We start from the raw sequence: 21,255 nt of genomic DNA, 5'->3' as shown, positions 1-21,255 counted from the left end.
GATCTATGCCTTCCCGTCTTGTGTGTTGGTATCTTGTTGTTTCGTACCCTGCTTGTCCGGAGTCGGCCGGTGTTTACGAGCGGCTTCGCGTTCCTGTTTGTGCAGCTCTGCAGTACGTTTGCGTTCGGCATCGACTTCCGAGGGGTTGAGCACGATGGTGGATCCGCCTGCATGCACGGCCACATCGTTGTCCGCCGCACTCTTCTTGGTGGGAACTTCCACGGGTGCGGGGTGCCGGGTTGGTTGTTCCAGAACGCGGCGCAGTGTGTCCGTGCCCTTTTTCTTTTTCGACGCCACCCCGGATTCTCCCAGCATCTTTTCCTCGGTCTTGCGGGATGGCGGTTCAGCTCCAGGGCGGTCGCGACCGCCGAGCTCGTTGACGCACACCACGATCAGCCCGATCACCGCTAAGTACACGCCGAGGTCGAACAGCAGCGAAGTGGTCAGGTGCTGGCCGAGGAACTCGCCATGGATGGGAGCCAGGAAGCTGCCCTTGAGCAGCAGGCCGACCAGGCCTGTGAGCAGGGCGGTTGCCATGCCGCCCGCGATGAACCAGTAGCCCAGTTCTCCCTTGCCGATCTTGCGGGCAAAAGGTTGGCCGACGTACCACAGGAGAATGCCACCGGCGGCGATCAGCGCGGCGATGAAAGCGCCGCCCGGAGCCTGGTGGCCGCGCCAGAAGGTCACGGCGGACAGGGTGCCGATCATCGGCAGCACATACGGCAGTGCCTGGCGGCTGAGGATGGAGTTGAGGTACGTGGAACGCAGGTACTTCGAGTAGAACGGTGCCAGCTCGGGGACCTTATGTACGTCCGGGAAGCGGGTGGATCCTTCCGCGCGGAACAGCTCTGAGGTGGAGCCGGGACCGTAGCCGGGCAGTGGGGAGCGGGGGATCGACTGGATGACGGCGGCGATGACGATGCCCGCCATGCCCAACACGATCAGCTCTCCCAAAGTATCGAAAGCACGGAATTCCACGAGGATGGAGGCAACCACGTTATTGCCGCCGGTGATCTCTGGGGTGTTTTCCAGGTACCACTGGGCGATCCGTGGCTTATCGTGACGGCCAAGCAAGAAGTACACACCGAAGAAAGTGATGAGGCCGATGATCACGGAAATTGCCGTGGCTCCCTTGGCCCGGTGCTCACCTTCGCGCAGGTACAGGCGCGGTTGGTGGCGCAGCACCAGCATCATGAGCACCACAACCAAGAACTCCACTAGCAGGTTGGTGGTGGCCACATCGGGTGCGCCCAAGGTCAGCATCAGCCAGGACACACCCACACCGACGATGCCCAGCAAGACTACCGAGGCCATGCGGGAGCGCGTGGAGATGATACCGATGACAGGCAGTGCTATCAGTGCCAGGGCGATCAAATCCGTGGGGCGATCGATGTTGAGCATGCGCGGAGGCACACTGGTCAGACCGCTCGATGTGCCCGGCAACGCGAACGATGCCACGGCCAAACCGACGATCAACAGCAGAATCCATGCCACGTGACGGTCCGGGGACTGCGAGTTGGCCATGGTCGCCATGCGGCGCGCAATATTGGTGGCGCGCTCGTTGGAACCGCTCAGGAATTCCGCGCCGGAGCGCGGTGCGAGCCTGCGGCCTTCCAGCAGCGCAGAGATACGTGCACGGAACGCTACGCCGATAGCACCCACGATCAGCACCGCAATGGAAATGTATAGAGGCACAGTCAGGCCGTGCCAGAGAGCCAAGTGGGAATGAGAGTGACCTGCCCCGGTGGCGGCAACCATGGCGTCGAGCGGCTCATCGAAGGCGCTAAGGAACAGGACGACAGGCAAGGAAAGGACACCTGGGAAAATGGCTGGCAGCCACATCAGGGGTTCTGCTTCCTTGACCTCGGAGACATCGCGCGGGCCGTCAATGAACGCGCCGGTGATGTAGCGCGCAGAGTACAGCAGGGTGAACACAGCGCCGATGCCCGCGATTGTGAGCAGGACGATGATGCCCCACTCGGGCAAAGGCGATTCGGTGAAGGCATCCAGCATGCCCTCCTTGGAGACGAAGCCGAACGTGGGTGGGACGGCAGCCATCGAGGCCGCCGCGATCACGGCACCACCGAACGTGAAAGGCATCCGACGCCACAATGGGCCGAGGCGCTTGATGTCTCGGCTGCCCGCCTGGTGATCAACCACGCCAGCGATCATGAACAGCGAGGATTTGAACAGCGCGTGCGAGGCGGTATGAACTAGGGCCATTGCAAGGGCAAATGGGGTGCCCACGCCGATGGTGGCTACAATCCAACCCAGCTGAGACACGGTGGAGTAGGCGGTCAGCTTCTTCAGATCCGTTTTCTGGAGTGCGAACACGGCACCCATCACGGCGGTGCCCATGCCCACGACGATCAGCGTGAGGTGCCATGCCATGACGGACTCAAACAGTCCGGAGAAGCGCATCAGCAGGTAAACACCGGCCTTGACCACGGCTGCAGCGTGCAGGAATGCAGAGACGGGAGTGTCTGCGGCCATGGCCTCCGGAAGCCAGAAGTGAAAGGGGAACTGCGCGGCTTTGGAGAACCCGGCGAGTGCGACCAGCACGGCGACGATGGCCAAGCGCGTGCTATCGCCGTCCCACGCAGGTGAAGCGATGATTTCCGAAACGCGGGTGGTGCCGGTGGTGGCGACCATAACTCCGATGGCGGCGAGCAAGAACTGTCCACCGACGAAGGTGACCGTCAACGTACGGAAGGAACCAGCCTCACCGCTGGAACCGCTGCGTGCGATGAGGAAGAAGGAGGCAAGAGTGACCAGCTCCCAGCCGACGAACAAGAGCATCACGTCATCGGCAAGTACCAGCAAAAGTACCGCCAGCATGAACGCCGTCATCAGCACATAAAAGCTCATGACCTGCACACGGTGGTGCAGATAGCGCGTGGAATAGATAAACACCACCGCGCCGATGGTCAGCGCGAGGAGGGTGAAAAATAAGGACAGCGCGTCCATGCGCAACGCCAAATCTACGTTGCCCTCAGTGCCGTCAGGTCGCGCGAGTAAACCGCGTATCCACGGGACGAACCACGTGAAAACCTCGCCCTCGATGAGGGGGCGGGCATGCTGAATGATGTATCCAGCAAGACCTATGAACGTAAGGGCAAGTGGCCACCCTGCATTACGGTCAAAAATCTTGACCAGCAACGGAGTCAGAAGTAGAGCCACGGCCACGATGAGGGGGACGGCTACAATTGCCACGCTTTCACAACACCCGATCTTCATGGTCGAAACGTAATGCGACGTTGCTCATTCTATCAGTCGGCAAGACCACCATTTCGGGGGGGTATGTTCGCGGTCGTGCAAAACTGGGGTAGTGAAACCGCAGGCAACAAGAGAGGATTTACCTATGCGCTTATGGTCTCTCGATCCCGCCTTGCTGGATAGACGCGGATTGGTTGCCTGCTGGAGGGAAGCGCTTCTGGCTCAGAAAGTTTTGCAAGGTCTGACTGTGGGATATAAGAATCATCCTCAGCTGGATCGCTTTCGCGATCAAGACGATCCGGTGGCTTCCGTCGGGGCGTATCTCGCAGGCCTCGCGAATGAAGCAGATTCCCGCGGATACTCCTTCAACCGTTCTCTCATTGTTGAAAGTGTAGGCAGTCCCCAAAAAATTGCCGTGACCCAAGGCCAGTTAACTCTTGAGGCAGCCGTGCTGCTTGAGAAGGTTAAGGATCGCGACGCTGACTGGTATCAGGATCTCACTTCGCTGCGCGCTGCAGTGAAAGGCGGGAGTTCTGAAGATATCGAAGCTCATCCGCTATTTGATGTCGTCGTCGGCGATGTCGAACCATGGGAAAAGGCAACCGCACCACCATCGACCACCTGACCGTGCACGCACGTCGGTGAAAGGGAAATGGTCGGGGTAACAGGATTTGAACCTGCGACCTCTTCGTCCCGAACGAAGCGCGCTACCAACCTGCGCCATACCCCGTTGTGCCCGGAAGCATCGGGCGATGGTGTTCGACTATAGTACCCGGCCTCCCACGCGTTAAAACTGGTGGTAGTCCTCCGTGTTTCCGCGCTCGACCACGTGGATCAACGTCGCCGAAGGGCGGCAGAACGTGCGGAACGGAACGAATTTGGAGTTGCCCAGACCGTTGCTGACGTGCAGCCACATTCGTTCCGTCCACCGCGATAGCCCCTTGGCCCGTGCCCGATCGATGCCACAGTTAGTGACGATCGTGCGGCTCCCCGGCAAGCACAATTGCCCGCCGTGCGTATGCCCAGCCAGCACCAACTGGTAGCCCTCGGCGGCAAACTTATCCAGAATGTATGGCTCGGGTGAGTGCGTCAGGCCAATCGCGAGGTCGGCATCGGGGTGAGGTCCGCCCGCGATGGCGTTGAAATCATCGAGATCGTGGTGAGGATCGTCGACGCCAGCAATCGACACATTGAACTTCTCACTGCGCTCCCACATCCCGTCCGGCCGGGGCGGGATCGAGAACTCCACGTGCTGGTGGGTGGCATCGTTCCATCCATGTTCGATAAACGCGGCGCGCATGCCCTCCCACGGCAGTTTCTCTCCGCTGGGCTTGCGCTTTTTGCCCTGCAGGTAAATCAACGGGTTGACCGGCTTGGGGCCGAAGTAATCGTTGGAGCCGAATACGAACACCCCGGGGTGGTTCAGCAGCGGATCCAAAGCATGCAATACGCCGGGCACGCCACGGGCTTCGCCGAGGTTATCGCCAGTGTTGATCACTAGATCGAAGTCCAGATTGTTTAGCGCCGCGACCCACTTCTGCTTGAGCTTTTGGCTGTCCAGCATGTGGAGGTCGGAGACGTGCAAGATATGGAAGGAATCCTGCGGATCGGCAAACGTGCCGGGGTCCAAAACAGGAGCGGTGACCTGCTTCAGCTCGAACTGACGAATCTCCCGGTTGGCCATCACGAGGGTGGCGATTCCGGTGGCCGCGGTAGCTGCCGCGGCGCCAATCAGGGTCTTCAAGACGTTAGTGCTCACGGTGACTCAGTCTACCGACGGTCAAGACAGCACCGGGCACCGCGGTTCACCGGTTCTAGCTGGGCGATTTACCTCGCACGTTGGAGCGCGCCGTTGAGTTCATTGAAGAATGATTCGGCGTCTCGTTGTAACTGGTTGAGGTCAGGCACGTTCGGTGCCGCTGGCTGCGTTGGTGAGCGCGGGGTAGAAGGTGCCTGGTTGCTCTGTGTCGGTGCGCTGTTCGCGGCGGGGGCAGCGCTAGGCGGTGGGTTGGTTCCGCGGTTGTACTTCTGGTTATAAGGAGGGAGCCCTGGTCCGCCGTAGTTGCCGATCACCGCGTTGCTTGCGGTAAAGAACGTTTGCGCTGGTTCATTGCCGCCGTACAGGTTGCCCTCGCCACATTGGCGGACCGGAGCGGTACAGAGGTTGGCTGGGGTGCCGCCGTCGTTGAAGATGTAGCTGGAGCCCGCCCAGCCTGGGGTGAATCCCAGGAACGCGGAGGAGAAGCTGGTCTCGGTGGTACCGGTCTTTGCGGCGATGGGGCCGGACCATCCCGTGGAAGCAGCAGCATTGGCTGCGGTTCCTCCGGTGGAATCGCCACCCATGCCGTTGGCCAGAGCGTGCGCAATTTCTGGGTCCAAGGCCTGCTCACATGCGGAAGGCTTGATATCCAACTTCTTTCCGTCGCGATCCTTCACGTAGAGTACCGGCCGCGGCTCACACCAGCGCCCGTTGTCCGCCAGGGATGCCGCAACGTTGGACAGCTCCAGTGGGTTCACCGGGGTGGGGCCCAGAACGAAGGAACCCAGGTTGGCTTCCTTGACGTAGTCCGCGATGGAGTTATCCGCATCTTGGGTGCCCTCATCTTCGTAGCTGCGCAGCCCCAGCTTCACAGCCAAGTCCATGGTCCGTTTCACGCCGACGTCTTCCAGCATGGAAATGAACGGAGTGTTTGGCGAGGTAGACAGTGCTTCCCGCAGGGTCATGGTGGGCTTGTAATCGGCGGAGTTTTCCACGCAGTACTTGCCGGGAGGGCAATCATCCGCGCCGCCATCGCCCAGGCCGTCGACCTCAACACGATTAGGAACGTCCAGCACGGTATCCAGTCCCATGCCGTCTTCAATGGCCAGCGCTGCCGGGAAGAGCTTGAAAATGGAGCCCGCACCGTGGCCCTGCAGGGAATGAGTGACCGGGTTGACGGTCTCCATCTTGTCCGAGTCCAGTCCATAGGTACGCGAGGAAGCCATGGCGACGACTTCGTGGGACTTATCTCGCGGCGCGATGAAGTTGATCGCTTGGGAAACTCCTGCAGCCTGAGGATCGACGTACTGCGTTGCCGCGTTGTGGGCTGCTTCCTGTGCCTGCGGGTCTAGCGTGGTCTTGATGGTGTAACCGCCACCGGCGATGTCATCCATCGACATGCCCTTGCCCTGCAGCCACTCCAGGACGTAGTCGCAGAAAAAGCCCGCGTTTCCAGCGCCGATACATCCGTTGGCCTCACCGTGTGGTGATTTTCCGACGCCAAGAGGCTCCGCTGCCGCCGCATCAGCCTGTGCCTGGGTGAGTGTGCCAGCGGTGACGCGAGACTGCAGCACCGTATCGCGCCGGGCCTTTGCAGCTTCCGGGTTGGTGTAAGGATCCAATGTGGTGGTGGACTGCACTACTCCGGCCAGAAAAGCGGATTGCGCCGCATTGAGCTTGGAGGCGTGCGTATTGAAGTAGGTGCGTGCCGCAGCTTCGATGCCGTATGCGCCGTGTCCATAGGACACGAGGTTGAGGTAGCGGGTGAGGATCTCATCCTTGGACAGCTGATCGTTGAGGTCGCTGGCCATCCGCATTTCACGCAGCTTGCGGGGAATGGAGGTCTCGATGGCAGCCTGGCGCTCATCGGGTGAGTCCGCCTCGATGAGGTAAAGGTAGTTCTTGACGTACTGCTGATTGAGGGTGGATGCGCCTTCTGCTACCCCACCGCTGGTGAGGTTCGATACTGCGGCGCGTGCCGTGCCTCGCAGGTCCACGCCATTGTGCTCGTAGAACCGACGGTCCTCGATGGCGACGATCGAGTCCTTCATCTCTTGGGAGATCTCATCCGAGGTGACTTCATAACGACGTTGGTCGTATATATATGCCAAAGGCTTGCCGTTACGATCGGTGATCGTGGTGGTGAGGGGAAGCTTTTGGTTCTCCGACATGTCCTCCAAGTTGGAGTTCATGGTTTCCGCGCTGGAATTGACCAGCCAGCCGCCAGCCAGGGCGATGGGGGAAAGGGCGAGAGCGCACAGGATTCCGCCCACGATGAGTGTGGCCAGCAAGCGGCTGAGCGTCGGAAGGGTCGAGGTGCTCGGGGAATTCACCCGTCTCACATTAGCTGACCACGCAGACAGTGAATAGACCGTTGCATGTAGTGGGATAAGGATGGCGGCGAAGATGCGCTTGTGCATCTGACCGCAAAAAGTTTGCACGGGGGTATGTAGTTTGTGCTGTCTACATAATTACTTCCGACGGGAAGTGAGTTAATTTGCCGAACTAATCAACGAGATCTCCGTAGGATAATCGCCCCTCTATGTCGCCGTCGCAAAATGGGTAAACCTGTGTGTGACCTGCGTCATGTTGTGACGGCTAATGGAAAATCCGCAGGTAAATACCCCTTCTAATTAGATATCAATAGTGAATTATCAGCCAACTCTAAGGAAGTGGGCAGCGTATTGGTGGCGCAGCCGTCACTCACCCCCACAGTGTGATCCATTCGACACTTCTAAAATCGTGTGAATAAAATTACGGCCATCGTGACAGTGACGTTCGACCCAACGGCCTGCTTAAAGGCCCAATTCGGAGGATTTAACCGATGACCGCATCTCTTGCTCGCCCAACCGCTTCCGCACATACCGTGTGCCAGCCATCTGAGCAGGTAACGAGCCGTGAGTCCTTCAATAACCGTGGCGATTGGGTCACTCAGGCACACTGCCGGGACATCGACCCAGAAGAACTGTTCGTCAAGGGCGCTGCACAGCGCAAGGCTGTGGCCATCTGCCGCCACTGCCCAGTGGTTCTGCAGTGCCGCGCCGATGCCCTCGATAACCGCGTGGAATTCGGCGTATGGGGCGGAATGACCGAGCGTCAGCGTCGCGCCTTGCTGCGCAAGCACCCAGAAATCGATAGCTGGGCAGATTTTTTCGCCGGGCAGCTGGCAACCGCCTCTGAGAGCTAGTCTCTCTCCTTATAGTCTTTGCGTTCGATACACTGTGACCCATGACCAAATGGGAATATGTCACCGTGCCACTGCTCACCCACGCCACCAAGCAGATCCTCGATAACTGGGGTGAAGATGGCTGGGAACTCGTCTCCGTGCTCCCCGGGCCAACCGGCGAACAGCACGTCGCGTACATGAAGCGGGAAGCGTAATGCACAGCCAGCGTCTTTCTGAGCTGGGCATTGAACTGCCGCCCGTGGCTGCTCCAGTTGCCGCGTACGTCCCCGCCGTTCGTTCTGGCGATCATGTCTACACCTCTGGCCAGCTGCCCTTTGTTGACGGACAATTGCCGGCCACAGGCAAGGTCGGGGCGGACGTGGATCCGGATCAAGCAACTGAGCTGGCCCGAATCGCCGCCCTTAATGCCGTTGCCGCTGCGGCCGATCTGGTGGGATTGGACAACATCGAACAGGTGGTAAAGGTCAACGGTTTCGTTGCCTCTGCCCAGGATTTCGGTGGTCAGCCCGGCGTAATCAATGGTGCGTCCACGGTGTTGCAGGAAATTTTCGCCGACGCAGGCGTCCACGCTCGTGCCGCCGTTGGCGTGGCTGAGCTACCTCTGAATTCACCAGTTGAGGTAGATATCGTCGTTCGGGTGCGCGACTAGCCTTTCGCCCCAGTGCCGACCAGCACGAATTTGGGGTTAATGTTTGCTCATTAGGGGCGCGATAACCGGTTTGTCCGACGTACACTATGGGCATGGAGCATCCCGCCTACAGCCAACTTCGTCCTGTTACCGACAATGCCGGTGTGGTCTTGGCACCGAACCCCAGCTACTCCTCCTTGGAGGGCACTAACTCGTGGGTTATCCGCGGCGAAAATGATCGCGTGTGTGTGATCGTTGATCCCGGACCGGAAGATGAGGGACACCTCAACGTCCTGAACACCAAGGCCACGGGCACCGCCGAAGCGCCGGTGGAGATCGCCTTGGTGTTGCTTACACATCGCCACGGCGATCACGCTGGGGGCGCGCTGCGCTTCCGTCAGATCACTGGAGCTCCAGTGCGCGCAGTGGATTCTCACTACTGCTACGGCGCGGAGCCACTCCAGCCGGGCGAGGTCATCCGTATCGAGGGCTTGACTCCCACCATCGAGGTTGTGGGAACCCCGGGTCACACCGCTGATTCCGTCTGCTTCTTCATTCACTCTCAAGGCGGAGAGGACCATTCTGACGTCGAGGCAATCATCACCGGCGATACCATCGCCGGCCGCCACACCACCATGATCTCCGAAACGGACGGCGATCTGGGTGCTTACCTAGACACGCTGGCGATGCTGCGAGACCGGGGAGAAAATGTCCCCATGCTGCCGGGCCACGGCCCTAACTTGGAGAGCACTGCGGAGTTCGCCAACAAGTACATTGACCGTCGCGAGCTGCGCCTCAAGCAGGTGCGTGAAGCTCTCGACGAGCTGGGCGAGGACGCATCGGTCAATGACATCGTCAATCACGTCTACACCGATGTGGATCCTGTGCTCCGCGATGCTGCAGAGCAGTCCACGCGCGTGACCCTGCGCTACCTGCAAGACCAGAGCAGCTAGCGCTCTCCCCTTTTCGGGGAGCGGCTTAACGGGCGCGCTTGGCCAGGCGCTCGGTATCGGAGATCAGCACGGACTTGCCCTCCAAGCGGATCCAACCGCGATGCGCGAATTCCGCCAGCGCCTTGTTCACCGTCTCGCGGGATGCGCCCACCAGCTGGGCGATCTCTTCCTGCGTGAGATCGTGGTGCACGCGCAGCGCGCCACTTTCTTGGGTGCCGAAACGGTTCGCCAGCTGCAGCAACGCCTTGGCCACGCGGCCGGGGACATCCGTGAAAATCAGGTCGGCGAGTGAATTATTGGTGCGGCGGAGACGTCGGGCCAAAACACGGAGCAACTGCTGCGGGATCTCCGGGTGCTCCGTGATCCACTGCTGCAGCATTCCGGAATCCATCGTTGCCGCGGTGACCTCGGTGACGCAGATCGCTGAAGAGGTGCGCGGTCCGGGATCGAAGATGGACAGCTCGCCAAACATGTCCGAAGGACCCATGACGGTCAGCAGGTTCTCGCGGCCGTCCACAGAGTGGCGAGCCAGCTTCACCTTGCCGGAAATGATGATGTACAAGCGGTCGCCGGGCTCACCCTCGTCAAAGATGGTGGTCCCTCGCGGGAAGGTCACGCTGTCTAGCTGCTCGATGAGGAAGCGCACTGCACTGGGGTCCACGCCCTGGAAAATTCCAGCTCGGGACAGAATCTCAGTTACTTCAGACATCGTTATAGTTTCTCTTCCACTTGTGTGTTGTTTCAGGTGGCTCGCGGTTGAACGAGATCGCAACGGATCTCGTTGCTGCACATTCGAGGTACTTTAACTTCTAACCGTACAACGCCACAGTGCCGTGAGACACACAGCATTCATTCTAACGCCGAATTCCCAGCAACTTATGCGGTTTTAACGCCCAATTCTTCGGGGGCCTGTCTCGCCCGCCAGTTAGAGTGTTCACCATGTCCGCTCACACCAGTGCTTCCCTTCCTCGCCCCGGCTCTCATATCGCTGCCCGGGGGAAAGAAACTGAGCTCGGTACCACCCGCCGGGCGCGGAAGATCAACCGGATGCTGGCAGAGGCCTACCCGGCTGCACACGCGGAGCTGGACTTTTCAAACGCGCTGGAATTACTGGTGGCCACCGTGCTTTCTGCACAAACCACGGATGTGCGCGTCAATTCCGTCACTCCTGATTTGTTTGCTCGCTACCCATCGGCTGCCGAGTATGCAGCAGCCGACATGGAGGAGCTGGAAAGCATCATCAAGCCAACCGGTTTCTACCACTCCAAGGCCAAATCTTTGGTGGGGCTAGGAAAGAAGATCTCCGAGGACTTCGGCGGAGAAGTACCAGGAACTCTGGAGGAGCTCACCTCGCTGCCCGGGGTGGGGCGCAAAACCGCCAACGTGGTCCTGGGCAATGCGTTCGACGTTCCCGGCATCACCGTGGACACCCATCTGGGTCGTCTCGCCCGCCGGTGGAAGCTCACAGAGCAGGAGGATGCCGTCAAGGTAGAAAAGGACCTCATGGAGCTGATTCCGCGCAAAGAATGGACCATGTTCTCGCACCGGAGCATCTTCCACGGCCACCGCGTGTGTCACTCCCGCAAGGCTGCGTGTGGGGCCTGCTTGTTGGCACGCCAGTGCCCTAGCTTTGGCCTGGCAGGCCCAGCTGATCCAGAAGAAGCAGCTCGATTGATCGCCTCGGAGGATCGCGGGCACCTGCTGCAGTTGGCTGGTTTTGAGGTTCCTGAAGCAGGCGGCGATGCCTTTGTTTCCGCGGATGAGACAAGGTAACAATGAGGGACATGCCTGAAAAGCCGGATCGCGCGCGCCTCCTGTTGCTGCTGCTCGCAGTGGTGGTGGGGCTCGCCGTGGCATCTATTCCCCTCATGGCGTCGATTTTCTCTGAGCCCAGCACGCCGCCAGCTGCAGCGCCCAGCCCTACTGGTGCAGAACCAGCGGATGATTCTGCAACCGATGATCAGAATGCACCTGCGGATACCCGCGTGACCGTGGACAACGTGGTGCCTTGCGTGGAGCCGAAGGGGGAGGAATTGGCGTCGGAAAAACAAAACACCGCACTTGCTGACGGCGCCGAACTCGCCGACGTACACCTGCCCTGCCTGACCGATGGCGGAGAACAAAGCAGCCAGAGTCTGGCGGAACAATTCGCCGGAACGCCCACCGTGGTCAACGTGTGGGCCTGGTGGTGCGGGCCGTGCCGCAAGGAGCTGCCCGTGATGCAGCAGGTGGCGGACAGCAACCCGCAGTGGAACGTCGTGGGCGTGCACCTGGACGCGCGTGGACAGGCCGGAGTGGATTTCCTTGAGGAACTGGGCGTGGACAATCTGCCCAGCTACCAGGACGCCAACCACACTTTCGATACCGCCACCAGCATCCCCAAGGTGGTGCCCGTGACGCTGGTCTACCGGGCTGACGGTATACGCGCGGCAACCTTTGTGCGGACGTTCGACGACAGCGCCGAGATGCAACAGGAAATCAACGAAGCCCTCGCGGGATAGGCTCACACAGTGCACGAAAGGCGCGATATGACCGAGTATTCCCAACAACAGTGGTTGGACAAGGCCGCCGAGCAACCAGAGCTGCCCAGCGAACTACCCGCATGGCTGCGCGATTTCACTACGATCGCTCGGACGGGGCGGATTCAAGACGCAATCGGCGACGAATCCCGCGCCGTTCCAGACCGGGATGCCAAGGGCAACCCGCCACGGTACTCGGCGGTGTTGGTGCTGGTGAAAGGCGAATCCACGTTCGTGGCGAAGGAAGATCTGCCGTACCCCAAGGATGCGGCGATGCTGCTGACGCACCGCGCGCCGAGCATGCGGCAGCACTCCGGACAGATCGCCTTCCCCGGCGGTCAGCGCGAGCCGCAAGACAGCGGACCCGTGATGACCGCGCTGCGCGAAGCTCAGGAGGAGACCGGGTTGAATCCGGACCACGTGCAGCCGCTGGCGGTGATGGAGCCGATCTACATTGACCGCTCGAACTTTGCCGTGGTGCCAGTGCTGGCCTACTTGGCTGAACCCAGCACGGTGTATCCCGCCAGCTCGGAAAATGACTGGGTGGCGATGGTTCCGATCGAGCAGCTGACAGACCCAGCGCTGCGCTACTGGCTGACGTTTAGCCAGTGGAAAGGCCCCGCATTCGATGTGCACGGCATGGTGCTGTGGGGCTTTACCGGCGCAGTAGTCACAGCCCTGCTGGACATCGCCGGATGGTCGCGTCCGTGGGGCGAAGATTCGGAGCCCGTCGAACTATTCGAGGCGCTGAAGAACTCAGCAAATAAGGAAGCCATGGGAACTCTCAAAGAGAGTTTCCGCCAAGCAGGAGATAGCGGAGGAGCGCCATGAGCGGATCACTACTAGTCGATATTGTGCTGGTGATCGTCGCCCTGAGCGCGATGGCCTCGGGATGGCGCCAGGGCGGACTTTCCGCAGTGCTGAGCTTGGGTGGCGTGCTGCTCGGCGGATACCTAGCCATTCTGGCCATTCCTACCGTGCTGGACTTCGCCGCCTCGCAAGGGCACGAGTCCCAAGGGATCCGCTTTGTGGTCTCGCTGGTGCTCATCACGGTGGGCGTGCTGCTGGGATACACCGTGGGCACCAGCATCGGCATGCGCCTGCGGGATAATATCCGCAGCCGGCAGGTGCTCAAGGCGGAATCAGCCGTGGGCGCAATCGTGCAGGTCATCACCACGTTGACCGTGGTGTGGCTAATCCTGGTCCCACTGGTGGGCACGAAAAACAACGAGTTTGCCCGCTCCGTGAAGGATTCCGCGGTACTCAATGCAGTGGAATCTGCCGCTCCGGAATTCCTGCAAAAGTTCCCCACCCGCGTGGCGACATTCATCAGCGATACTGGCTTCCCCGTCATTACCGACCCACTGGACAGCCTGCCGCAGCAGGAAATCGCCGCCCCCAACCCGGAGCTGCAGAACTCCTCCGTGGTGCAGTCCACCCGCGATTCCATCGTGCGCGTGGTGGGCGAAGCTGAACAGTGCAGTCGGCTCATCCAGGGCTCTGGTTTTGCCGTGACCCCAGACACCATCATGACCAATGCGCACGTGGTGGCCGGAACGGACCGCGTGAAGCTAGACACCACGCAGGGCATGGTGAATGCCACCGTGACGTACTACAACCCCACCCACGATGTGGCGTTGTTGAAGGTGGAAGAAAGAGTGACCCTGCCTGCGCTGCAGTGGGCGGAGCAAAACGGCGCTCCGGGCGATGACTCCATCGTCATGGGCTTCCCCCAAGGCGGCCCTTTCCAAGCCACACCAGCTCGCATTAGGCAGCTGTTTACCGTCAGCGGCCCGGACATCTACGCCGATACCCGCGTGGACCGCCAGGCTTATGCCGTGCGCGGAACCGTGGTGCAGGGCAACTCCGGTGGTCCGCTGCTCAACGAGCGAGGCGAAGTGCTGGGGCTGATATTCGGAGCAGACGTCAACCAGACCGATACCGGCTACGCGCTGTCCCGCGAAGAAGTGATGAACCAGATCCAGGATGCGGAAGACTGGGTTGATCCCGTGGCTACAGGAGCCTGCGTGCTGCACTAAACGCGCGGGGCAATCAGCTCCGCAATAGCCGGAGGATCCTCGATGTGCGGATAGTGCCCCACCCCGTAGAGCAGCACGGACTCGGAATCAGCGTGCGCGGTGCGGCGCAGGGACTTCTCCGCCGCCCGGGCGCTATAGCTCGGATCCATGCTGCCGTTGATCTGTAGCACCGGAATGTTGATCCGTGCGGGGAATGAGCGGTCAAAAATGAAACCCTCGGGGCGTAGGCGCATGCGGAACAGCCAACGCTGATGCTCGCTGCTCAAGTGCGCTACCTTATCCGCCAGCATGGCATCCCGGCGCTTGCGAGCCATCGCGCGGTACGGCGCGGTATCGCGGAAACCAGGGGACACACCACCGCGGAAGATGGATTCGGCCAGGGCGGCGTCGTCCTTAACCAAACGAGACTCCGGCAAACGAGGAACCTGCGCGCCTAACACCCGCCCCGCACGGCCCCAATCGCTCCACAGATTGCTGGAAAGCCGAGAGGTCTGCACCACCGGGTGCGCAGATGCCAAGGTGACTAGCCCACGCACGCGATCGGGCTCGTGCGCGGCCAAAGTCCACGCCACCAAACCGCCATACCCATGGCCCACCACCAGCGCGTCCTTATAGCCAAGTCCGCGGATGACACCCGCCATATCTGAGGCGGCGGTGGTGAGATCATAGCCACGGGGAGTCTTATCCGAACGGCCATAGCCGCGCAAATCTACCGTGGCGATGCGCAAGGAGTGGGTAGAAAGCTCCTGCATGACGCTATAAAAATCAAAACAACCGCCACCAAAACCGTGCACAAACAGCACTAACGGCGCGTTACGCGGGCCTTGTACCTCGACATGAATACGCACGCCCCGCGAGTGGATATACACCGGCTCGGGGGCGTGCGAAGAATTATCTGCTGTCACTGTAAGGAGAAAATCCTAGGTGTACAGACCTGGATCCTGCGTGTTGGCAGAGGTGCGGTTGTTAGAACCGGACGGGATGACCGTCTTCAGGTCATTAACCGAAGCGATGGTCTTCTCGGGCTTCTTCACGCCCTTGATCTGCTTGAGGCCAACCAGAGCCAGAACGCCAACCAGAACCAGCATGAACAGGAAGACGATCAGGAATGCCAGCCAGCGAGGCAGGAAGGTATCCAGAGCCTCGGCGATGGTGAAGAACAGGAAGAAGGAGCTGTAGGCCAAGATGACCGCAGCTGCGGCGAACAGGCCGCCGCCGATGCCGGCCTTCTTAGCGGAGGTTGCAACTTCAGTCTTGGCTAGTTCGATCTCCGAGCGAACCAAGGAAGAGATCTGCGCGGAGGCATCCTTGACCAGATCGCCGATGCTGCCTTCGCCCTTTGCGCGGGCGTCTGCATCAGACAGTGGGATTGCGTTCACCTGGGGGTTGAACGAATCGCGGTCGGTGTAGAGACCTTCACCTTGCTTGTTACTCACGGGAAAACTCCAAGAATTTATAAGTTGTTCAGCAGATTGACTCTCCCTAGTTTGCCAGACCGGGGAGAAGATTGCGCGAAAGGGTGAATTTTACGTTGAACGGGAGGGTCTGGTCCGGGATGTGGGAGACGTGGGTTTATGCGTCCTCGTCGCGCGAGCGAAACCACAACGCCAGGCCTGTGGCGACGGCTCCGAGGAGGGCAAGGGTGGCCCCCGCGCCGGCCAGGACGGCACCTTGAGGGAACAGCGGTTCGGGTTTGACGAAGCGGTTGATGGGCCAATCATTTTCCGTGGCGTACTTCCGCAGCGGTCGGTCCGGGTTGACCGCGTGGGGGTTGCCGACCAACTGCAGCATGGGCAGGTCGGTGAAGGAATCCGAGTAGGCGAAGGATCCGTCCAGGTCATAGCCGTGTTCATCGGCCAGCTGTTGGATCTTGTCTACCTTGGCCTGACCCTTGTTGAAGTGCGTGACTTGGCCGGTGAACAGGCCGTCTTTGACTTCGAGTTCTGTGGCGATGAGCAGGTCTGCGCCCAGCTCCTTGACGATCGGTTCCACGATCACCGAAGGCGAGGCTGTCACGATGGCCACGTGGTGGCCCTGCTCGCGATGCTTGATGATCAGTTCGCGCGCCTCGGCATAGATATATGGGGTGATGACTTCCTGCAACGCATCTTGGGCGACATCCCGCAGGGCCGATTCTTCGCGGTCGCGGATCATGCCCAGCAGGGCATCTTTGGTGGCGTTCATGTTCTGCTCGGTGTGCGTGGTGAGCATGTAGTTGCCGAGCAGGGCCATCATGCGCAGGACTTCGGGCGTGCCGATCAGGCCGCGTTCGGCCATGGGGCGCCCGTAAGCCATCGAGGCGCTGGTATCGATGATGGTCTTATCGAGGTCGAATATGGCCAGTATTGGACCTTGACCATTCTCATTGGTCACATCAGTCACCTTACGCCCATGTTTCACAATGTCACCGTGTTTTTGCGAGGTTGCGGGAAGTTGTCCACAGACATTCGATCGTTTTTCGACGCCAACTCGCTACTTATCCACAGTTGACCAACGACCTCTACTTTTCTCTTTACCGCCTTGGCACAGTGAACGCATGGGAAAACACGGGGGATTACAGCTGGGGATGGCTGGTCGGCGCTCTCACGAGACGCGGCAGACGCGGGATTTCGTGCACGCGCGTCCCATCGCCATCGATATCGACGATCCACGGTGGGCGGAAGAAGCCAAGCTGGTCGCCGCCGCCACGGGGCGGAAACACGTGGTGTTGACGGCTGATGACGAGGAATGGCGGAAGGACCCGCGGTGGGGGCGCAACGGCGTGATAGTGCTGACGGACAAGGAGCTGCCGGAGGTGGAGAGTGATCCGCTGTTCCGGGTACTGCGCGTGGATCACTACCTGCGGGACTTTGGGGGTCAAGCCACCTTGGAGCTGGTGGAGCGGATTGGCACGTTTGATCCGCTACGCATTGCCGTGGTGGGCGCGCACGGGGGAGCCGGAACCTCGATATTCGCGGCAGGGCTGGCAGCAGCGATGGAGAAGGTACGGGGAGAAGATGCGCTGCTGGTGGACAGGGATCCGCATTCCCAAGGTTTGGCCACTGTCGTGGGGATCGAGAACCAGCCCGGATGGGTCTCCACGGATCCTTCCTTGGCTACCGAGGAACGGGAGCTGTTACAAAACTGTGCGCATCTGGGGGAGGTGAGCGTCCTGGGGAGGGTGTCGCGGGCTCGTTGCTTCGGGGATGCCTGTGCGGAGGAGTTGAATATTCAGCAGTTGGACCAATTGCTGCGGCGCACACACCTAGTTGTGGACTGTGGGCGAATGATCCCCGGAAGTATTCAGTGGGAACAGCAGTGGAATGGGTGCGCACCGGACTGCGTGCTGGTGGTTTCTACCCAGTGCGTATCTGGGCTGGTTGCCATGAAGGATTTGGCGGAATGCTGCCTTGATCAGCGAATGCCGGATGTTTTGCGCGTGGTTCGCCGGATGCCAGACGGCGGATGTAGCAGTGGGATGGCGGTGGCTCTGCTGGGGGAGAAGCCGGATGTGACCTGGGACTACGATCCTGATCTCGCTAACAGCTTGGATCGGGGAATGCTGGACGTGGACGGTTCCAAGTTGGCCAAAGCCGCGCGAACAATCGTGGTGGAGATGATCACCAGGCTGATGGATGGCTCGTCTGGCCTAGGCGAGGGATCCCGGACATGAAGAGCGTGATGAAGGCCGGAATTCTGTCTCGGTTCGGTAGGAAATCGGCCGTTGATCGTGCCGCATGTGGCGGGGAATCTAAGGCCCAAGATCCCACCACGCGGGTGCGATGGGAGCTGGCGAAACAAGGTGTGACCAGCCCAGAAATGAGCGGCATCGTTGATGTGCTCACGAGCCTTCCGGATTATGACACCGCAACGTTGGTCGATGATGCCAGGCGCATCGACCGGGAACTATCCGGGGTGGGCAGGCTCACCGAGGCACTCATGGATCCGCGAGTCACCGACCTGGTGGTTAACCCCACCGGAGACGTGTGGTGCGATCGCGGAGACGGTATGGAGCTATACGCCTACCGCGAGTTTTCTGTAGCTGAAGTGCGGGACCTCGCAGTGGGGCTGGCCGATCGGTGCGGAACCAGGTTGGACGATGCCCGTCCGTTCGCGGACGGGATGCTGAGCGCCCTGCCGCGCGGTGTGGCGGCAGATGGGCTGCGGATCCACGCAGTGCTCTCCCCACCCGCTGTAGGTGGGACCAGCATCAGCGTGCGTGCACTCCGGCAGAGCGCATGGTCCTTGGACGAGCTGGCGACGGCGGGTTTGTGTCCGGGGCAGGTGGCGGAATTTCTGCGGGCTTGCGTCGGAAAAAGAAAGAACGTGCTGGTCACAGGCGGAACGGGAACCGGAAAGACCACGCTGCTGGCCAGCCTGATGGATCTGGTGGACCCGGCGCAACGGATTGTGGTGGTGGAGGACACACCCGAGCTCATGCTCGCGCACCGCAACCTGGTGAAACTGGTGACGCGGAAGGACAACGCCGACGGCCGCGGCGGGGTGGACATGCAGCAGCTGGTGAAGCAGTGCCTGCGCATGCGGCCGGACAGGATCGTGGTGGGAGAGGTGCGAGGAGCGGAGATTGCTGACCTCCTGGTGGCGTTCAACACCGGGCATGCAGGCAGTGCGGGAACACTGCACGCCAACAGCGCGCAGGCTGTAGCAGGACGGTTGATGGCGCTCGGGGCGATGGCGGGGATGTCCGCGGAGACTATCGCGCAGCAAGTTAGCGATGGTGTGGACTACGTGTTGCACCTGGAGAGAGCTGATGGTGTGCGGTGGCTGGCGCAGATCGGGCGTTTATGCAGTTCAGGCGGACAATTGGCCGTCGAGATGGTGTGGGATTGCGGGCCGGCACTGCACTGGGCGCAGTGTTGTGAAGAGCTGGGGCTTGCAGTGGTGGGGGATTGCGCATGAATCCGCTGACGTGTGGCGTCTGGGTAGCAGTGAGTGTGTTGACGGGGTTTACCGTCCGCTTGGTGGTGCAGCGGATCATGGCGGCGAATCGGGAATTAGCCACGTTGAACAGCGTCAAAGAGTTCGTGGACGCGATGAATCGGGAGGTCTACGCGGGCGCGCGAGAGCTCGAGGCGGCCGAGCAGGCACTGACTGTGGTGGAGCGCGCCGGGATGCGCGAGGATTTGAAGCTCGCGGTGGCTGGCATCCGGCTGGGCGTTTCGGTGGAACACGCCACTCCAGGAGATCCCGCATTGAGCAGGCTGTTTCTTGTGTGGTCTCTGGCTCACAATTACGGGCTGGCTTTCGGGAAGTTGTCCGACACGGTGCTGGAGGACCTGGAGACTCGCTTGGCCCAGCGCTCCACTGCGTACAGTGCCATGGCCGGTGCTCGGTTGACCGTGATCGTGCTGTTGATTTTGCCTGCCGCAGCGGTTGTCATGGGTGAATCCATGGGCATAGGCAGCGCATACTTCCTGCTATTCAATCCCGTGGGATCGCTGCTGTTGCTGGTGGGAGCGCTCATGGCCTGCGCGGGCGTGTGGTGGACAGAGGCCTTGTCCGTCAAGGCGCTCGGCGGAGTGGGCGGCAGGGCTGGTCCCAGGGGAGAAGATCCGCTGGAGGTCGCGTGTCTCCTCGATGTGTTTTCTGCTGGTCTTGCGGCTGGATTTCCTACGTCTCACGCGTGGGCGATCGCCAGCGCACACGGGCCAGCCGAAGCAGTGCTTGTCGCCGCGCTCCTCCAGCTGGGGGCGGGGAGACAGGCATGGGAGACGCTAGAAAAGCATGAGCTTTTCGGTCCTGTCGCGCGCCAAGCAGCACAGCAAACCAGGGCGGGGTCGGAACTGGTGCGGGGGATCAACAGGCAAGCCAAGCGGCTGCGCCAAACCGTCAAGGACAACGCGGTTGCCAACGCGGAAAAGATCCTGGTCACCATCGCTGCGCCGTTGACGCTGTGCTTCCTACCGGCCTTCATCGTGGTCGGCCTCATTCCGCTGGTCATCGGACTCGCGGGTTTCTAACAACAACCGAGCAAACTGCTCAATCCAATCCACTCCATCCAATCCAGTAGGGGGAAAAATCATGTCCACACCAATTACCGAACAGAACACCGCCACCATTAGCCCAATCAGTCACGCCAACGTGATGATCCACCACTCGCAGTCCGCGCTGCAGCGCGTGGCCAACCGCATCGTGGAGCTGCTCGGCGAGCACTATCGCGACGAGCGCGGCATGAGCACCGTTGAGTACGCCCTCGGCACAGTCGCGGCCGCTGCCTTCGGTGCGCTGCTGTACACCATCGTGACCTCGGACGCGGTGGAACAAGCGCTGACCGGCATCTTCACCCGAGCTCTCAACCAGTAGGAAGCCGTGAATACCGTCGAGGGAGCCATGGTGTTTACCTCGCTGGCTGTCACCGTGGGACTGTTGCTGGCCGGCTTCAGCACCGTGGCCTCCCGCTCGGCGGCTGAATCTTTAGCCCGAGACGCCGCACGCGTGGAAGCGCTGGGAGGAAACGGCGCAGGTTTCGTTGCAGCCAAGCATCCCGGTGCTCAGGTGGACGTGCAGCGGACGTCCATTGGTGGACAAGACGCGGTTACCGTGTCCGTTCACGTGCCCGCGCGCCTTTTCGACGTCACAGGCCAGGCAAGCATCGCCGTTGAGCCCAGCGATTACTGAAGGACTTCTATGAGCACTGCATTAGGCGTTTCGTGCATCCTGTCCGTGATCGTGACCGCGGGGGTTGTCTCCGTGGGTACGCAGGCTCTACTGCTGCAACAGCAGACGCAGAGCGCGGCCGATCTCGCCGCGCTCTCCGCAGCTGCGGCACAGGCCAGTGGGAATGGGGAGGCCTGTGCGGTGGCAGAAGCTTTCGCACGAGCGAACCGGGTCACCGTGTCGAGCTGCGTCAATGATGGGGAGATGGTGAGGGTTGGCGTCGAAAAATTAGGGAGAACAGCAACCGCGACCGCCGGCCCCACCGACGCCGCGGGAGGGTAGGGGCGGGGAGCGCAT

Annotated in this window: 22 protein-coding genes and 1 tRNA gene; 15 read left to right on the top strand and 8 right to left on the bottom strand. The window is 60.8% G+C overall.

Annotated features, from left to right (window positions below):
- Positions 1–3: 3 nt before the first annotated feature.
- Positions 4–3,237: a DUF4040 family protein gene (locus IM764_RS05220; protein WP_370551548.1), complete on the bottom strand. Its 3,234-nt coding sequence runs from the start codon at positions 3,235–3,237 to the stop codon at positions 4–6.
- 124 nt (positions 3,238–3,361) lie between these two features.
- Between IM764_RS05220 and IM764_RS05215 the strand changes: the two genes are divergently transcribed.
- Complete coding sequence (locus tag IM764_RS05215; protein ID WP_194187201.1) at positions 3,362–3,841, top strand: pyrimidine dimer DNA glycosylase/endonuclease V; 480 nt, start codon at positions 3,362–3,364, stop codon at positions 3,839–3,841.
- 28 nt (positions 3,842–3,869) lie between these two features.
- Here the strand turns inward: IM764_RS05215 and IM764_RS05210 are convergent.
- The 3 genes from IM764_RS05210 to IM764_RS05200 form a co-directional block, all read right to left on the bottom strand.
- Positions 3,870–3,946 (bottom strand) — tRNA-Pro (locus IM764_RS05210).
- Positions 3,947–4,003: 57 nt separating this feature from the next.
- Entirely contained in the window at positions 4,004–4,975 is a 972-nt protein-coding gene (locus IM764_RS05205) for a metallophosphoesterase (RefSeq protein ID WP_370551547.1), read from the bottom strand.
- A gap of 68 nt (positions 4,976–5,043) precedes the next feature.
- On the bottom strand, positions 5,044–7,317 hold the full coding sequence (locus IM764_RS05200; RefSeq protein WP_370551552.1) for a transglycosylase domain-containing protein: 2,274 nt from the start codon (positions 7,315–7,317) through the stop codon (positions 5,044–5,046).
- Between the two features lie 482 nt (positions 7,318–7,799).
- Between IM764_RS05200 and IM764_RS05195 the strand changes: the two genes are divergently transcribed.
- From IM764_RS05195 to IM764_RS05180, 4 genes are all read left to right on the top strand, one after another.
- Positions 7,800–8,162: a WhiB family transcriptional regulator gene (locus IM764_RS05195; protein ID WP_099298427.1), complete on the top strand. Its 363-nt coding sequence runs from the start codon at positions 7,800–7,802 to the stop codon at positions 8,160–8,162.
- A gap of 41 nt (positions 8,163–8,203) precedes the next feature.
- On the top strand, positions 8,204–8,356 hold the full coding sequence (locus IM764_RS05190; RefSeq protein ID WP_099298426.1) for a DUF4177 domain-containing protein: 153 nt from the start codon (positions 8,204–8,206) through the stop codon (positions 8,354–8,356).
- Positions 8,356–8,811 carry a RidA family protein gene (locus tag IM764_RS05185; RefSeq protein WP_099298425.1) on the top strand — a complete coding sequence of 152 codons (456 nt, stop codon included), beginning with the start codon at positions 8,356–8,358 and terminating at the stop codon, positions 8,809–8,811. Before IM764_RS05190 ends, IM764_RS05185 begins: the two co-directional genes overlap by 1 nt.
- A gap of 92 nt (positions 8,812–8,903) precedes the next feature.
- On the top strand, positions 8,904–9,743 hold the full coding sequence (locus IM764_RS05180) for an MBL fold metallo-hydrolase (RefSeq protein ID WP_194187140.1): 840 nt from the start codon (positions 8,904–8,906) through the stop codon (positions 9,741–9,743).
- Between the two features lie 25 nt (positions 9,744–9,768).
- Here the strand turns inward: IM764_RS05180 and glxR are convergent, their stop codons facing one another.
- The gene (glxR, locus tag IM764_RS05175; RefSeq protein ID WP_099298424.1) at positions 9,769–10,452 is read right to left on the bottom strand and encodes a CRP-like cAMP-activated global transcriptional regulator GlxR; all 684 of its coding nucleotides are present in this window, start codon (positions 10,450–10,452) and stop codon (positions 9,769–9,771) included.
- A 230-nt stretch (positions 10,453–10,682) separates the two neighbouring features.
- Between glxR and nth the strand changes: the two genes are divergently transcribed.
- From nth to IM764_RS05155, 4 genes are read left to right on the top strand one after another with little or no spacing between them, the layout of a single operon-like run.
- The gene (nth, locus tag IM764_RS05170) at positions 10,683–11,516 is read left to right on the top strand and encodes an endonuclease III (protein WP_194187139.1); all 834 of its coding nucleotides are present in this window, start codon (positions 10,683–10,685) and stop codon (positions 11,514–11,516) included.
- 11 nt (positions 11,517–11,527) lie between these two features.
- Positions 11,528–12,244: a TlpA disulfide reductase family protein gene (locus IM764_RS05165; RefSeq protein ID WP_228073342.1), complete on the top strand. Its 717-nt coding sequence runs from the start codon at positions 11,528–11,530 to the stop codon at positions 12,242–12,244.
- 27 nt (positions 12,245–12,271) lie between these two features.
- Entirely contained in the window at positions 12,272–13,093 is an 822-nt protein-coding gene (locus tag IM764_RS05160; RefSeq protein ID WP_194187137.1) for a CoA pyrophosphatase, read from the top strand.
- On the top strand, positions 13,090–14,301 hold the full coding sequence (locus IM764_RS05155) for a MarP family serine protease (protein WP_194187136.1): 1,212 nt from the start codon (positions 13,090–13,092) through the stop codon (positions 14,299–14,301). The genes IM764_RS05160 and IM764_RS05155 overlap by 4 nt, the downstream gene beginning before the upstream one ends.
- On the opposite strand, the gene IM764_RS05150 is transcribed toward IM764_RS05155, so the two are convergent.
- From IM764_RS05150 to IM764_RS05140, 3 genes are all read right to left on the bottom strand, one after another.
- Complete coding sequence (locus IM764_RS05150) at positions 14,298–15,206, bottom strand: alpha/beta fold hydrolase (RefSeq protein ID WP_370551546.1); 909 nt, start codon at positions 15,204–15,206, stop codon at positions 14,298–14,300. The two genes, IM764_RS05155 and IM764_RS05150, sit on opposite strands and share 4 nt — an antisense overlap.
- A gap of 15 nt (positions 15,207–15,221) precedes the next feature.
- Positions 15,222–15,737 (bottom strand): phage holin family protein, encoded by a 516-nt coding sequence (locus IM764_RS05145; RefSeq protein ID WP_194187135.1) that lies wholly within the window; start codon positions 15,735–15,737, stop codon positions 15,222–15,224.
- Between the two features lie 136 nt (positions 15,738–15,873).
- Complete coding sequence (locus IM764_RS05140; protein ID WP_370551545.1) at positions 15,874–16,674, bottom strand: HAD family hydrolase; 801 nt, start codon at positions 16,672–16,674, stop codon at positions 15,874–15,876.
- A 163-nt stretch (positions 16,675–16,837) separates the two neighbouring features.
- Between IM764_RS05140 and IM764_RS05135 the strand changes: the two genes are divergently transcribed.
- From IM764_RS05135 to IM764_RS05110, 6 genes are all read left to right on the top strand, one after another.
- Entirely contained in the window at positions 16,838–17,953 is a 1,116-nt protein-coding gene (locus IM764_RS05135) for a hypothetical protein (RefSeq protein WP_194187133.1), read from the top strand.
- A complete protein-coding gene (locus IM764_RS05130; protein WP_194187132.1) occupies positions 17,950–19,200 on the top strand; it encodes a TadA family conjugal transfer-associated ATPase in 1,251 nt (416 codons plus the stop codon). The genes IM764_RS05135 and IM764_RS05130 overlap by 4 nt, the downstream gene beginning before the upstream one ends.
- Positions 19,197–20,261 carry a type II secretion system F family protein gene (locus tag IM764_RS05125; protein WP_228073341.1) on the top strand — a complete coding sequence of 355 codons (1,065 nt, stop codon included), beginning with the start codon at positions 19,197–19,199 and terminating at the stop codon, positions 20,259–20,261. The genes IM764_RS05130 and IM764_RS05125 overlap by 4 nt, the downstream gene beginning before the upstream one ends.
- Positions 20,262–20,385: 124 nt before the next feature.
- On the top strand, positions 20,386–20,604 hold the full coding sequence (locus tag IM764_RS05120) for a DUF4244 domain-containing protein (RefSeq protein WP_099298573.1): 219 nt from the start codon (positions 20,386–20,388) through the stop codon (positions 20,602–20,604).
- A 6-nt stretch (positions 20,605–20,610) separates the two neighbouring features.
- Complete coding sequence (locus tag IM764_RS05115) at positions 20,611–20,919, top strand: hypothetical protein (RefSeq protein WP_099298415.1); 309 nt, start codon at positions 20,611–20,613, stop codon at positions 20,917–20,919.
- A 9-nt stretch (positions 20,920–20,928) separates the two neighbouring features.
- Entirely contained in the window at positions 20,929–21,240 is a 312-nt protein-coding gene (locus IM764_RS05110) for an Rv3654c family TadE-like protein (protein WP_194187131.1), read from the top strand.
- The last annotated feature ends 15 nt before the right edge of the window (positions 21,241–21,255 follow it).

The organism is Corynebacterium sp. ED61, assembly GCF_015233855.1.
In the GTDB taxonomy this organism is placed as follows: Bacteria; Actinomycetota; Actinomycetes; order Mycobacteriales; family Mycobacteriaceae; genus Corynebacterium; species Corynebacterium dentalis.
The sequence above is the reverse complement of the archived record's forward strand: the minus strand, read 5'-3'. Positions and strand labels throughout refer to the sequence as shown.